This window comes from Nocardia sp. NPDC049190, from assembly GCF_040648115.1.
GTDB lineage: Bacteria > Actinomycetota > Actinomycetes > Mycobacteriales > Mycobacteriaceae > Nocardia.
In genome coordinates this window covers 89096-102785 of record NZ_JBEZDE010000015.1, presented here as the reverse complement: position 1 = coordinate 102785, position 13690 = coordinate 89096, and the positions used below count along the sequence as shown (strand labels likewise).

Below are 13690 nucleotides of genomic sequence, written 5' to 3'. Positions count from 1 at the left end.
CCTCCTGCGATGGTCGGCGGTCACATCGACAGCCCGCCGTCGACCGGGACGACGACGCCGGTGATGTAACCCGCTTCGTCGGACGAGAGGAACTGCACGGCCGCGCACATCTCGGACGGGTCGGCGAAGCGTCCCATCGGGATGCCGGCGGTGAGTTCGGCGCGCTTGGTCTCGGGGATGGAGGCGATCATCCGGGTCTCGGCGTTGGGGGAGATCGCGTTGACGGTGACCCCGAACCGAGCGAGTTCTTTGGCCGCCGTCTTCGTCATGCCGATGATCCCGGCCTTCGCGGTCGCGTAGTTGGCCTGGCCGATGTTGCCGTGCAGGCCGGTGTAGGAGGTGACGTTGACGACGCGACCGCGCCGCTGGGCTCGGAAGTGCGGTACCGCTGCCCGGAGGAACCGGTAGGTGCCGCCGACGTGGACGCCGAGAACCTGGTCCCAGTCCGCATCGGTGAGCTTCCACAGCACGTTGTCGCGCAGGATGCCGGCGTTGTTGACGACCACGTCGAGATGTCCGGTCTCGGCCACGACCTGCTCGACGGCAGCTTCCACCTGCTCAGTGCTGCTCACGTCCACCGCGAGTCCACGGACCCCGAGGTCGTCGGCGGCTGCTGCGACCTCGTCGGCATCCCGGTCGACGAGGTAGACGGTAGCCCCTGAGGCGTGGAAGGCGCGGCCGATCTCCCGACCGATGCCCCGCGCCGCGCCGGTGACGACCACCGTTCGGCCGGTGAAGTCGAAGGTGACATTGCCCGCCGTGTGGTTCTCGCCGCGGACGGCACTGCGGTCAGAGTTTGAGGTCACGGCCGATCAGCTCCTTCATGATCTCGTTGGAACCAGCCCAGATCTTCGTGACGCGGGCGTCGCGCCAGGCCCGGCCGACGCGGTACTCGTTCATGAACCCGTAGCCGCCGTACAACTGCACGCATGCGTCGAGCACGTCGTTCTGCACTTGCGCTGTCCACCACTTGGCTTTTGCGGCGTCGATGGGCGTCAGGTTGCCGTGCGCGTGCGCCAGAACACACTGATGCACATAGGCCTCGGTCACCTCGACACGGGTCACCAGATCGGCGATGAGGAATTTGTTGTACTGGAGGCTGCCGATCGACTGACCGAACGCGGTGCGCTCGCGCGCATACTGCACGGTTTCGTCGAGGATGTGCGCGGCGTGGGCGAGGTTGGTGACCGCCGACTGCAATCGCTCCTGGGGCAGGAAGTTCATCATGTGAATGAAGCCGTGGTCCACCTCCCCCACGACGTTCGCGTCGGGTACGCGCACGTCGTCGAAGAACAGTTCCGCCGTGTCGGACTCGTCCTGGCCGACCTTGTCCAGTTTGCGGCCGCGGGAGAAGCCTTCCCGGGTCGCCTCGACGGCGAACAGGGTGATGCCGCGGGCCTTCTTCTCGGGGCTGGTTCGGGCGGCGACCAGCACCAGGTCGGCGGAATAGCCGTTCGTGATGAAGGTCTTGGCCCCGTTGATCACCCACTCGTCGCCGTCGCGCACCGCCGTGGTGCGGAGCGCGGCGAGGTCGGAGCCACCCGAGGGCTCGGTCATGCCGACGGCGGTGAGCAGTTCGCCAGTGCACACGCCGGGTAGCCAGCGCTCGCGCTGCTCGGGCGTGGTCAGGCCGACGAGATACGGCGCGACGATGTCGGCGTGGATGCCCAGGCAGGAGGGCAGCGCCATGTTGACCCGCGAGAGTTCCTCGAACATCACCGCGTTGTAGCGGTAGTCGCGGGCGTCGGACCCGCCGTATTCCTCCGGCACCTCGAGACCGAGCAGGCCCTGCCGGCCTGCCTTCTTCCACAGTTCGCGCGGAAAGCCCTTCGCGGTGGCGTATTCGTCGAGGTGTGGGACGACCTCGCGGGCGAGGAACTCGCCCACGGCGGCCCGAAATGCCTCGTGGTCGTCGTCGTAGATGGACGAGAGCACCGATCCTCCTTGTCGTGGACTGCTGGTGCGGTGGAAGTGGGAGACGAAGCGTCAGGCGGACGGACGGGCGGTCAGACCGCGGTCCAGCCTCCGTCGACCGGGATCACGGAGCCGGTCACGTAACTGCTCGCGTCGCTGGCGAGGTAGAGCAGCGCACCGTCGAGCTCCCCCGCACGTCCACCACGGCCCATCGGCGTCAACTTGGCGACCCACGCCTCGCCCTTCGGGTCGTTGAAGAGAGCCTCGGTCATCTCCGAGGGGAAGAAACCCGGGGCGATGGCGTTCACCCGGACGCCGCTGCGCGCCCACTGCGCTGCCAGCTCACGCGTCAGGTTGACCACGCCGGCCTTACTCGCCGCGTAGCTCGCCTGGGGCATTCGTCCGAGCCCGACCATCCCGACGACCGAGGCGATGTTGACGATCGACCCCTGACCACGCTCGGCCATCAGCGTGCCGATGTGTCGACTCAGTGAATACGTCGCGACCAGGTTGACCTCGATCACACGGCGGAAATCCGCGACGGTCTCGTCCTCGACCCGCGCCGGCTTGCTGACCCCGGCGTTGTTGACGAGTACGTCGATGGCGCCATAGCGCTCCACTGTGGACGCCACGAGCCTGGCGCAGTCGTCCTCCGAGGTGACGTCACACTCGACGGCCAGTGCGTCGGGAAGTTCCGCCGCCAGCGTGTCGATCCGATCACGGCGGCGCGCGGCGAGAACCACTCGCGCGCCCTCTCCGGCCAGCCGGCGCGCGAAGTGCGCACCGAGCCCGCTCGAGGCTCCGGTGACCACGACTACGCGGCCCTTGAGGTCGAAGAGGTTGCCCTTCACGTTGTTGCCTTTCGTTCGATATGTGCGTAGTTCGGTCATGCGGCGGTGAGTCCGCCGTCGACCGAGAGCACGCAGCCGTTCACGTATGCGGAGTCCGGACCCGCGAGCCAGCTGATGGCCGCGCTGATCTCCTCGACTTGGGCAAACCGCCCCATCGGGTTGGCTCGGGACATCCGCGACAGCGCGGTCTCGGGAGAGTCTGCGTCGAAGGAGCGCGCGACTGCCTGCATGATCCGGGTATCGGTCGGGCCGGGGGCCACCGCGTTGACCCGCAGTTGCCTGCGGGCACCTTCGAGGGCCGCCGTCCTGGTCAGCCCGATGACCGCGTGCTTGGCCGCGGCGTACGGGCCGAACCGGGGAACGCCACGAAGTCCGGCATTGGAGGCCACGTTGACGACCGCTCCCCCGGGCACGGCGTGCCGCAGCGCCAGCCGAGTGCCCAGGAACGCGCTGCGGAGGTTGACGTCGATGACACGATCGAACTCCTCGACCTCGGTGTCGGCGATCCGGCCGCCCGCACCCTGGGCCCCGGCATTGTTCACCACCACCCGCAACGGACCGAGGTCCGCGGCGAGTGCCAGGGCACGCTGCCAGGTGTCCTCGTCGGTGACGTCCCCCGCGACCCAGGTCGCGTCGGACTCCCCCTTGTCGAGGTCGATTCCCACGACCGACCACCCTGCTGTCACCAACCGCTCGACCACCGAGGCGCCGATCCCCCGCGCTGCCCCGGAGACGATCGCCACGGGACGCGTGTCCTCACTCATCGGCCGTCTCCGATCCCTTGGGTCCGCCGCGGAAAATCGCGTCGGCCCACACCATGGAGATCTGCTCGACGACCTCCTCGATCGGGAGGGACGCGTAGCGGCCCTCGACGAAGCACGCGTAGGCGTACTGCTCGGTCATCCCGCCGAGCAGCATCGCGATGAAGTCGGGGTTCAGCTCCGGACCGGCGATACCCTTCTCCTGCGACCGCCGGATCATCCGCGCGATGCGCGTATAGAAGGCGTCGCGTGCGTCCCCCCACATCTGCCGCACTTGCGGGTCGGTCTGCGCGACCTCGATCAGCAGCGCGTAGAGGTCGGCGTTGTCCCGGTAGAACTCGAGGTACTTGCGGGTGGTCACCCGGACCGACCTCGCCGGGTCGGTGGCGCTCCAACTGTCGCGCGCGAACTCGACGACGTCGCGGAGGAGGTCCTCGAGCAAGTCGTGCAGCACCGCATCCTTGTCGGTGAAGTAGCGGTAGAAGCTGCCTTGAGAGAGTTTCGCCTGCGCCGTGATGTCAGAGATGCGGGCGTTGCCGTAGCCGCTGCGGCCGAACACCGTGCGTGCCGATGCCTTGAGCAGCGCCCGCGTGCGATTGCCCTTCTGCGTGCGCGGCTGCGAGGTCGACGACCCGCTGGCCAGGCCGTCATAGTTGGGGCGGCGTTTCTCGAGGAAGGCCAGGAGCCCCTCGGTGGCGTCGCGGGACGTGGTGGCGTATTCGTGCACCAACTCGACCTCGCGGGTGAGCCCCTCGTCGAGGTTGGCCTGGCGACCGGTGTCGATCAGCTGCTTGAGCGTGCGGTAGGCCAGCGGGCTGTGTTGGCCCGCCGCCGCCACCATAGCCAGCGACATGGACTCCAAGGTCTCGCTCTCGGTGACGAGGGAGACCAACCCGACGCGCTCGGCCTCACGTGCCGAGTAGAGGCGCCCGGACAGCATCCACTCCTTGGCTTTCTGCCAGCCGATCGCCCGGCCGAGGCGTTGGCTACCACCGGCTCCGGGCAGTTGTCCAGAGCCGAGGTGTCCGTCGCCGATCCGTGCCTGTTCCGCGATCGTCATGAAGTCGCAGGCCAGCGCGAGTTCGAGGCCGCCGGCCACGCAGGCGCCGTTGACCATGGCACACGTGACGAGCGGGCCACGCTCCAGCCGCTCGCACAGCTGCTTGAAGTCGGCGAGAAACGCGCTGAACTGCGCGGGGCGGGTGTAGAGGTCGACGTACTTGCGCAGGTCGCCGCCCGCGGAGAAGGCCGGGCCGGTGCCGGTCACGACGAAACCTCGAACTGTCGGATCCTGCTCGGCCTCGTCGAGGTGGCGTAGCAGGGCGCGCACGGTGTCGTGGTCGAGCGGGTTGCGCAACTCGGCTCTGTTGAGCCGGATCAGAACGCCCTTGGTGCCGTCGAGCTCCCACTCCTCGCGGACAGTGACCGGTGTCGATGCATTCATGCGGACTGGTTCCGTTCGATGTTGATGGACGAGGCCAACTCTGTCTTGCGGATCTTGCCGGTGGGCGTGCGTGGCAGCTCGGAGAGCACCTGGATGTACTGGGGCAGTTTGTACTTCGCCAGCTGCTTGGCTGCCAGGTAGTCCACGACATCTGCGAGCGTCGGCGATTCCCCGGGCTCGGGGACGAGGCAGACGCCGACGATCTCCCCTAAACGAATGTCCTGCACCCCGATCACGGCCACTTCACGCACACCCGGCATCCCGGCGAGCAGATCCTCGATCTCCCTGGGGGCGATATTGAGGCCACCGCGGATGATCGTCTCCTTCTTGCGTCCCGACACCGTCACGTACCCGTCGTCATCGACGAAGCCGAGGTCGCCCGACCTGAGCCAGCCGTCCGGCGTAAATGTGGCGGCGGTGCGTTCGGGGTCGTCGAAGAACCCGACGCAGACGTTGGGACCGCGGACCATCAGCTCGCCGACCTCGCCCGCAGGGAGTTCGCGGCCCTGCTCGTCCCAGACAGCGACTTCGGTGTGCTGTGGTGGGAGACCGTCGGTCTCCTCGCGCTTGTCCTGCGGCGCATCCGCCTGGTTCCACGAGATGATCAGGCCCTCGGTCGAGCCGTAGATGCGCAGCACGTGGATGCCGTGCGCGGCCGCCTCACGGACCAACTCTGCCGCGACCGGTCCCCCGCCGCACCCGAACGTGCGCATCGAACTCACGTCACGACCGTCCTCGCGCGCCGCACGCAGCAGATCGGCGAGGAATGTCGAGGCGGCCAGCGTGTAGGTACACCGGTTCTCCTCGATCAGGCGTGCTGCCTCGGCCGGCTGCCAGATGTCCTGGAGGACGACGGGCACGCCGGCGACCAGCGCCAGCCGGACGCCGAAGTTGAAGCCGGTCGAGTGCCCCACCGGCGAGGGCATCCACACGACGTCGTCGTCACCGAGGCCCAGGTGCGAGAGGGTGGCCTCGACGGAGTGGTTGACCGTCTCTTCGGTGTGCATCACAGCCTTGGGCAGCGACTCGGTCCCGGAGGTGAAGATCAGTTCACTGACCTGGTCCGGTTGCGCCGGAGGAAAAATGATCAGTGGTTCGTGGGCCAGCGCGTCGGCGAACGGAATGCCACCGAACTCGTGGCCGTCGTGGTCGACGACGAGGTGGGCGATCGTGCCGCCGAGTTCGGCGCACAGCTGCTCGGCGAGTGCGGCGTGATCGAACCGTCGGTAGGTCGAGGGAGTGACGAACACCCGGGCCTCGGAGACTCGCAAAAAGTGCTCGAGTTCGTTGCGGCGGTAGTTCGGCAGCAGCGGGTTCAGGCAGGCGCCCACCGACAGCGCGGCGACGTCCATGACCACGGTCTCGTAGCGGTTGGGCAGCTGCACCGAAATCCCGTCACCAGGCTGGACACCGCGGGCGACGAGCCACGCGGCTACGCGGGCACTGTCTTCGGCGAGCTGACGGTAGGTCACCCTACGGCCGTCGGTCCCGTCCACGACGGCGATCGCGTCCGGTCGCTGTGCGGCCCAGTGCCGTACCCGCTCGCCGAGCGTGTACTGGGGCCAGTGTCCTCGATCCCGGTAGCCGCGCTGTGCTTCATCGCTGTGCACGCCGACGGTCTTGACAGTCACGAGACTCCACTTTCTTCCGGCACGAAGACGATGGGTGGCCGCCCCGGATCCGAGGGGTAGATCGCCCGCAGCCGCACGTCGGCCTGCAGCGCTGCGAGGTCGATCCCCTCGACCCGCGCGAAGATTCGAGCTCCCTCATCGAGCTCGACCGCGCCGACGACGTAGGGCACCTGTCGCGCGAGATCCTCGTCGAACGTGTGGTGCACCACCACCCAGGTGTAGAGCGCACCGCGTCCCTCGGAGCGAATCAGTTCGGGTTCGCCCGCGCATTCCGGGCACGAGGGCAGTGGCAGCACGAAGCAGGCGCCGCAGTGTGTGCAGCGGCGCAACTGCAGCCCGCCGTCGGCGACCGCCGACCAGAAGCCGTCCGCGTCCGGGTCGTTCCCCGTGAGCTGTGCCTGTGCTGGTGCGGTGCTCATGCCGCCACCCGCCGCTGACGCGCGAGGACCAAGGCGGAACCGTCGGTGAGGGCACCCGAGGTGACTACGCACGTCTGCGCTCCTTCCACGGTTCGTACGCCGGCTCGGCCCTGCATCTGATAGACCGCCTCGGCGACGGTGTTCATGCCGTGCAGGTAGCCCTCGGCGAGCAGGCCGCCGTTGGTGTTGACCGGAAGACGCCCACCCGGTTGGGTGTGGCCCGCCCGGATCATGTCCGCCGCCTCGCCACGACCGGCGAGTCCGAGCCCTTCCATAGCCAGCAGCACACTGCTGGAGAAGCAGTCGTAGAGCTGGGCCATGTCGACGTCCGTCGCCGTCATGCCCGCGCTGTTCCACAACTCCTCGGCGATGATGCTCGTGTAGTTGCGGGTGAGGTCGGGCCACAGCATCGCGTCGCCGGCGTCCAGGCCCGATCGCTTTCCCGTGCCATAGGCCGCACCCTCGATCACGACCGGATCGTGGCGCAGGTCCATGGCCTGCGCGCGCGACGTGACCAGGACGGCGCAGGCGCCGTCGGCCTCGGTGGTGCAGTCGACCGCGCGGAACGGGTCGGCCACCATCGGCGACTCGAGGTATTGCTCGATGCTCAGCGGCTTACGCCGCAGCGCCCGATCATTGTCGACCGCCCAGGCACGCTGGGCCACGGCGACGGCACCGAGGTCGAGCTCCGACCCACCGGTTTCGATCAGGAAGCGCCGCGCCCACATGGCGATGAACTGGGGGTAGGCCGTGAGACCGTAGGGGTAGCGGAACGACGGCGCGAGGCCGGGAGCGCGGGTGCTGCCCACGCGCTGGCCGCTGCGCCCGTTGAGCGCGCGATAGACCAGCACGTTGCGGGCCATGCCCGATTCGATCGCCGCCGCCGCCTGCATGATCAAGAAGGCCGGCGCCTGTCCCCCGAGACTCACATCGACCAGGTAGCGCGGCGCGGGCAGCCCGAGCGCGGTGGCGACGGCCTGCGACGAGACCGAGTCGTTGTTGAAACTGAAGCTGAGTACACCGTCGATGTCGGCGAGACCGAGGCCGGCGTCGTCCGCGGCGCCTCGGCAGGCCTCTACCGCGAGCGCGAGGACCGAGCGTCCGGACGCCTTCGTCAACGCGGTCATCCCCACGCCGGCGAGGGCCGTGCGCCCGAGAAAACTCAGGCGCCGTCTGGGGTCGGACAAGGGTTCTCCTCTGATGGATGAGTGGTGGTAGTGGTCCGGGTACACCGCGCTGATGGGGCGCACCCGGTCCATCGTCAGCGAGTGAGGTCGACCTGCTCGGCCTTCGCGCCGTTCATCTTGTAGGTGACGAGGTAATCACCGGTGAACCCGTCGTGCCGGTTCTTGGTGAACTGGATCTTCGCGCCCTCCTTGCCGGAGGTCCCCTCGTACGGCGCGATGGAGTCGAGCGCGTCGGCCAACGCCTGGCCGCCCTTGCCCTTCGTCTTCCCGAGTGCGGAGGCGAGGATCATCAGCGCGTCGTAGGTCTGCGCCGGCTGTTCGGTGAGGTCCTCTGTGCCGTACTTGGCTTGGTACGCGGCCATGAACGCCTTCGTGGCTGCCTTTTTCTGGTCGAGGTTCTGCAGGGAGTAGACACCGGGCAGGTCGCTGTAGGCATTGCCCGCGATCTTGATGGCGTCGCTGACCAGAATCGGGCTGAAGCCCACCAGCGGCACGTCGAGCCCCTGCTCGAGCATGGTCTTGGCCACCAGGCCGTGATCGCTACCGGCCGAGCCACCGATCAGCACACCGTCCGGCTTGAGCCCGGACGCATTGGACACCTGCGCCGACACGTCGGTGCCGTTGATCGGGAACTCGATCGGAGCGCCGGCGAACGACACCCCCACCTTCGCGGCGCGCGCCTCGAACAGATCCTTCAGGAGTAGGCCCGCCGCGCCCGAGTCGTTGAGCACCGCCGGCTTGGTGAGGTTCAGTGCCTTGGCCGTGTCGACGACCCCGTTGGCGTAGTCGGTCAGCAGCGGCGCAATGCGGTAGGTGAACGTTGCGTCTTTGGTCACGGATTCGGCAGTGGCGGACGACGTGATGAACGGGACCTTGGAGCGCTGCGCGACCTCACGGATGGCGAGCGCTTCGCCGCTGCTCTGCGCGCCGACCACGGCGACGGCGCCGTCACGGGTGATGGCGCGCTGGGACTCCTTGGTGGCGTCCTCGGGGGTCAGCTTGTCGTCGTACACCTCAAGGGAGATGTTCTTGCCGTCGACACCGCCATCCTGGTTGATCTTCGCGACGGCGAGATTGGCGGCGTTCTCCATCTGCTTCGCCGTCTTGGCCGAGGCCCCGGTCAGGGGGATGATCAACGCCACTTTCACGGTGTCACCGCCGCCGCCACCTCCACCCGAGGCGGAGGAACCACAGGCCGACAGGGCGGCCATGGATGCAGCTGCCAAGGCGGCAACCAGCTTCTTGTTCATTGAACTACTCCTTAAAAGGTGTCGTGTCGGTGGAACTGGCCGCTTCCTCGTGACCGAAGTAGGCGGCACGGACAGCTCCTTCATCCGTGAGCGCTCCGGGTGCGGAGAGCGTCACGGACCCGAGACGGAGCACGTGCATCTGGTCGCACAGCCTGTTGAGCCGGCCGTAGTCCTGCTCGACGATCAGCATCGACAGGCCTGTCTGCTTGAGCTGGGCGAGCGACTCGTAGATTCGATCGATCACGACCGGGGCGAGCCCCAGCGACGGCTCGTCGAGCAGCAGGAGCCTCGGCTGGGACACCAGGGCCCGGCCGATACTCACCATCTGCTGCTCGCCTCCCGACAGCAGTCCTGCCAGCTGCTTGCGTCGCTCGTGCAGGATCGGGAAGAGTTCGTAGACCGTCGGCAGTGTGGCCGCCAGCCGGGTCTTGACACCGCGCGGCCAGGTCGAGATCGCGGCGAGGCGGAGGTTCTCCTCCACCGTCAGCTTGCGGATCACGCGGTGGCCCTCGGGAAGCAGGACGACCCCGCGGCGCAGCCTCGCCGCGGCGCTCTCGCTCGGGAGGTCGTTCCCGTCGAGTCGAAGGGTCCCGCCACGCGCCGGCTGGAGGCCCGCGAGCACCCGGAGCAGCGAACTCTTGCCTGCGCCGTTGGCGCCGATCACGCCGACCGCAGCTCCCTGTGGAACGTCCAATTCGATTTCGTGCAGCACGTCGGTAGCTGCGCCGTATCCCGCCCGGAGTCCGCGCACCTCGAGGAACGACATCACTCACCACCTCCGAAGTACGCCGCGACGACCTCGGGGCGGTCGAGGACCTCGCGAGGGGCTCCGGTGGCCAGGGTCCGGCCACCGTCCAGCACGTGCACGTGGTCCGCGACCGAAGCCACGAAGGACACGTTGTGGTCGATGAGCAGGATCCCGATCCCCGATTGGGCGAGCCTGCGGATGATGTCGGAGAGCGTTGCGCATTCGTGTTCGTTGAGACCCGCTCCTGGCTCGTCGAGCAGCAGGAAGGACGGGGAGCCTGCCAGGGCGCGGGCGATCTCGACCAGCTTCTGGGTGGAGTACGGTTGCGCTCCGACCGGCTCCCAGAGATCGGTGTTCACACCGAGGGCGTGCAGCAGCCCGACCGACTCTTCGAGGCTGTGCCGAGTGTCCGCTCGCGCCGTCGGTGAATCCAGGACCTCGCCGAAGTCGGTGGCGCGGGCGCCGGCGGCGAAACCGAGCGCCACGTTGCCGACGACGGATACCTCGGTCAGCAGCTTCGCCGTCTGGAAGGTGCGTACGACGCCCAGCCCCGCCACCTGCTCCGGACGACGGCCGTCGAGCCGCTCGGAGCCCATCACCACTCGTCCCGAGGTGGGGACGACGTGACCGGTCACGCAATTGACCAAGGTGGTCTTTCCCGCGCCGTTCGGCCCGATCAGACCGAGGACGTGACCGGGCTGGACCTCGAGCGAGACGGCGTCGAGCGCGTGCACCCCGCCGAATTCCACGCCGATGCCCTCGACGCGCAGTACATCGGTGTTCTCGACCACCGGGAAGGAGACCCGGGCGGGCGTGATCTCTGACGGACGTCGCCGCAGCCAGCGCCCTACCGTCAGGTTCAGCAGTCGGGCGACACCGCCCTGCCAGTACCCGAGCAGCACCACGATGGCGACACCGAGGATCAAGGTGTTGTAACCCGAGCTCGCGGCGCCCGCCTCGTCGATGAAGACTAGGGCCGCCACACCCACCACCGGTCCGAGCTGCGTGCCGGCGCCACCGATCAGCACCGCGAGGATGAGCAGGATCAGCCGCGGCAGCCCGAAGGACTCCGAGGCCACGAACAGCGCCTGATGGGCGAACAGCGACCCCGCGAGGCCGGCGAGCATGCCGGAGACCACGAAGGCCACCAGGCGCACCCGCCCCGGAGAGACCCCGACCGCGGCCAGCGCGACCGGGGACTCGCGGTGCGCGATGAACTTACGGCCCATGCCCGACGACGTGAGCCGCGCGGAGACCTCCCAGGCCACAATTGCGGCCACGGCGGCCAACCAGTAGTAGGACATCGAGTTGGCGGCAAGGTCGCTCCCGAACGCCGTGGCGAAGGGGATGCCGAGCAGTCCCTCGGCGCCTCCGGTCAGCGAGGTCCACTTGAGCATGAGCTCCTGCACGGTGACGGCGAGGCCGAGTGTGGCGATGGCGAGGAACAAGTCCCGCAGGTGGCGGGTCGGCAGCCACACCAGGATGGAGACCACCGCGCAGATCAGCATCGCCAGGAGCGTGGCCACCAGGAACGGGAGTCCGGCCTTCATCTCCAGCAACACGGCCGCGTAGGCGCCGATGCCGTAGACGGCGATGTGCGCGAGTGAGAAGACGCCGGCGTAGCCGTAAATCAGGTTGAAGCTGACGGTCAGGATGAATGCCGTCGCCGCGGTGATGGCCAGGTAGACATGGAAGCCGTCACCCTGCACGAACAGACCGATGAGCACGAGGACGACCGGGGCAACGAGCGTCTGCCACCAGGCGCGGGGCATCGAGAAGGCGCTGGACATCGGCGTCAGACCCTTTCCGCGTTGCGGGCGTTGACGAACAAACCCGCCGGTCGCAGTGCCAGAACGAGAAAGAGGAGTACGAAGACCATGCTCACCGAGTAGCGGGGGCTGATGAATTGAGAGAAGGCAGCCTGCACGCCGGCGACCGCCAGTGCGCCCACGACCGCGTTCCTGATGCTGCCGAGACCACCCACTACTGCCGCGGCGATGCCGTAGATGACGAGCGGGAGAGCGTTGTCCATCGAGACTGCCGAGATCGAACTCTGCAGGATGCCGGCCAGCCCGATCGCGCCTCCGGCGAGCGCCCACGCGACGCAGGCCACGACACCGGTACGGACGCCGTACATCCCGGCCAATTCACTGTCGGCAGCCGTCGCCTCCAGTGCGTTGCCGGCCATGGTTCGGTCGACGAAAACGAGGACGCCTGCGATGAAGACCGCGGCCAAGAGGACCGCGAGGACGCGCTCGGTGGCGAAGGTGGTGTCACCGATGGTGAGCGTGCCGTCGATCATGGCGTCGGCCGAGTAACCCTCGGTGGCCCAGACCCGCCCGGCGACGAAGTCCAGGACCATTCCGAAGCCGAGCAGCGCGAGCGACAGCGCGACGTGGTCGAGCTTGGTGCGCTGGCCCCACCAGGTCGACGCGAAGTACGCGACCACGCTGAGCAGCACGGCGACCAGCATCGTGAGGACGATGCCGACGATGTCGGCCGACATCTCGTTGACGTAGAAGATGCCCGCAATCGCCACCATGTAGCCGGCGCCGAAGTTGAGGATGCCGCTCGAGCGGTAGACCACGTTGAGCGAGACCGCGACCAGCGCGTAGATCGCCGCGTTGGACACGGCTGTGACGAGGAACTGGATCACGCTACTTCTCCTGCGCGACCGACCGGCGGGCGGGAATCGTAGGCGACGTAGCGGGCGATCAGCCCGTCCATGCCGACGAGTCCGACGGCGGACAGCAGTTCGGCGCCCGACTTCTCGGTAACCCGGCCCTCCACGTAGAACCGGTCACCGACCGTGTCGGCGCGGGAGGCGTGCGTCCAGTCGCGCGGACCACGTGCCTCGAAGAGACGCTCGATAGCCTGCCGGCCCGACGCTTCCATGCGGTGCGAGGCGGGTCCGGAGAGGTCTGGATCGCAGGCGGGGTGGGAGTAGAAGGCGTCTTCGGAGAAGCAGCGTGATGCTTCTGCGAAGCGGCCCGCGGTGAGGTACTCGAAGTATTCGATGGCGACAGCGGGCAAGCTCATCGCGTCCCCTTGGCAGTGATTCTCAGCACCCCGGGGGAGGTACTCGCGTGAGCCGCCGGGACGGCCTGTGTAACCATGGTCACATAAAACATGAACCTAACGTCACTGTCAATAATGGATAAAGATGGCATTGCGACCGCATTGCGGTCCGGTTGCTCCAGGGCCACCTCCCGTGCACATCAGGTGTCGCTGACGGGTCCCCCGCCGCTGCGGTTCCAGAAACATGAATCAGGCGTCAGTTCTCTGATCGGGGTCGGAACGGAACTGTCGGCCGACCGCAGCGCGTGAGTGGAATCCGGGCAACTCCGGCGCGCGTGACCACGTCAGGTGCTGATCGTCCGCAGCTTTCAGGGCGCGTCGCCGACTCGCTTCGGGTAACGGACCCGCCGGCGGCCCGGATTCCGGGAAGTGCACTCGAAGGGGTAAGGCGAATCGGCAGCCACCGG

The 13690-nt window shown here is 67.7% G+C and carries 13 protein-coding genes; all 13 read right to left on the bottom strand.

What is annotated here, in order from left to right; all coding sequences use genetic code 11:
• Window positions 1–20: 20 nt before the first annotated feature.
• The 13 genes from AB0B25_RS15775 to AB0B25_RS15715 all read right to left on the bottom strand — a co-directional run bounded on the left by AB0B25_RS15775 (window position 21) and on the right by AB0B25_RS15715 (window position 13244).
• Window positions 21–806, bottom strand: a complete 786-nt coding sequence (locus tag AB0B25_RS15775; protein ID WP_357179231.1) for an SDR family NAD(P)-dependent oxidoreductase — start codon at window positions 804–806, stop codon at window positions 21–23.
• Entirely contained in the window at window positions 790–1935 is a 1146-nt protein-coding gene (locus AB0B25_RS15770; RefSeq protein ID WP_357179228.1) for an acyl-CoA dehydrogenase family protein, read from the bottom strand. Before AB0B25_RS15770 ends, AB0B25_RS15775 begins: the two co-directional genes overlap by 17 nt.
• Before the next feature lie 71 nt (window positions 1936–2006).
• Window positions 2007–2804, bottom strand: coding sequence for a glucose 1-dehydrogenase (locus AB0B25_RS15765; protein ID WP_357179226.1), 798 nt, complete (start codon window positions 2802–2804; stop codon window positions 2007–2009).
• Window positions 2801–3529, bottom strand: a complete 729-nt coding sequence (locus tag AB0B25_RS15760) for an SDR family oxidoreductase (protein WP_357179224.1) — start codon at window positions 3527–3529, stop codon at window positions 2801–2803. The genes AB0B25_RS15765 and AB0B25_RS15760 overlap by 4 nt, the downstream gene beginning before the upstream one ends.
• Window positions 3522–4970: an enoyl-CoA hydratase-related protein gene (locus AB0B25_RS15755; RefSeq protein WP_357179221.1), complete on the bottom strand. Its 1449-nt coding sequence runs from the start codon at window positions 4968–4970 to the stop codon at window positions 3522–3524. The genes AB0B25_RS15760 and AB0B25_RS15755 overlap by 8 nt, the downstream gene beginning before the upstream one ends.
• A complete protein-coding gene (locus AB0B25_RS15750; protein WP_357179220.1) occupies window positions 4967–6601 on the bottom strand; it encodes an AMP-binding protein in 1635 nt (544 codons plus the stop codon). Before AB0B25_RS15750 ends, AB0B25_RS15755 begins: the two co-directional genes overlap by 4 nt.
• Window positions 6598–7020: an OB-fold domain-containing protein gene (locus AB0B25_RS15745; RefSeq protein WP_357179217.1), complete on the bottom strand. Its 423-nt coding sequence runs from the start codon at window positions 7018–7020 to the stop codon at window positions 6598–6600. Before AB0B25_RS15745 ends, AB0B25_RS15750 begins: the two co-directional genes overlap by 4 nt.
• On the bottom strand, window positions 7017–8207 hold the full coding sequence (locus AB0B25_RS15740; RefSeq protein ID WP_357179214.1) for a hypothetical protein: 1191 nt from the start codon (window positions 8205–8207) through the stop codon (window positions 7017–7019). Before AB0B25_RS15740 ends, AB0B25_RS15745 begins: the two co-directional genes overlap by 4 nt.
• 74 nt (window positions 8208–8281) lie before the next feature.
• On the bottom strand, window positions 8282–9457 hold the full coding sequence (locus AB0B25_RS15735) for an ABC transporter substrate-binding protein (protein WP_357179211.1): 1176 nt from the start codon (window positions 9455–9457) through the stop codon (window positions 8282–8284).
• Between the two features lie 4 nt (window positions 9458–9461).
• Complete coding sequence (locus AB0B25_RS15730) at window positions 9462–10223, bottom strand: ABC transporter ATP-binding protein (RefSeq protein ID WP_357179208.1); 762 nt, start codon at window positions 10221–10223, stop codon at window positions 9462–9464.
• On the bottom strand, window positions 10223–11995 hold the full coding sequence (locus AB0B25_RS15725; protein WP_357179205.1) for an ATP-binding cassette domain-containing protein: 1773 nt from the start codon (window positions 11993–11995) through the stop codon (window positions 10223–10225). The genes AB0B25_RS15730 and AB0B25_RS15725 overlap by 1 nt, the downstream gene beginning before the upstream one ends.
• A gap of 5 nt (window positions 11996–12000) precedes the next feature.
• Window positions 12001–12861, bottom strand: coding sequence for a branched-chain amino acid ABC transporter permease (locus AB0B25_RS15720; protein ID WP_357179202.1), 861 nt, complete (start codon window positions 12859–12861; stop codon window positions 12001–12003).
• On the bottom strand, window positions 12858–13244 hold the full coding sequence (locus tag AB0B25_RS15715) for a hypothetical protein (protein ID WP_357179199.1): 387 nt from the start codon (window positions 13242–13244) through the stop codon (window positions 12858–12860). Before AB0B25_RS15715 ends, AB0B25_RS15720 begins: the two co-directional genes overlap by 4 nt.
• Between the last annotated feature and the right edge of the window lie 446 nt (window positions 13245–13690).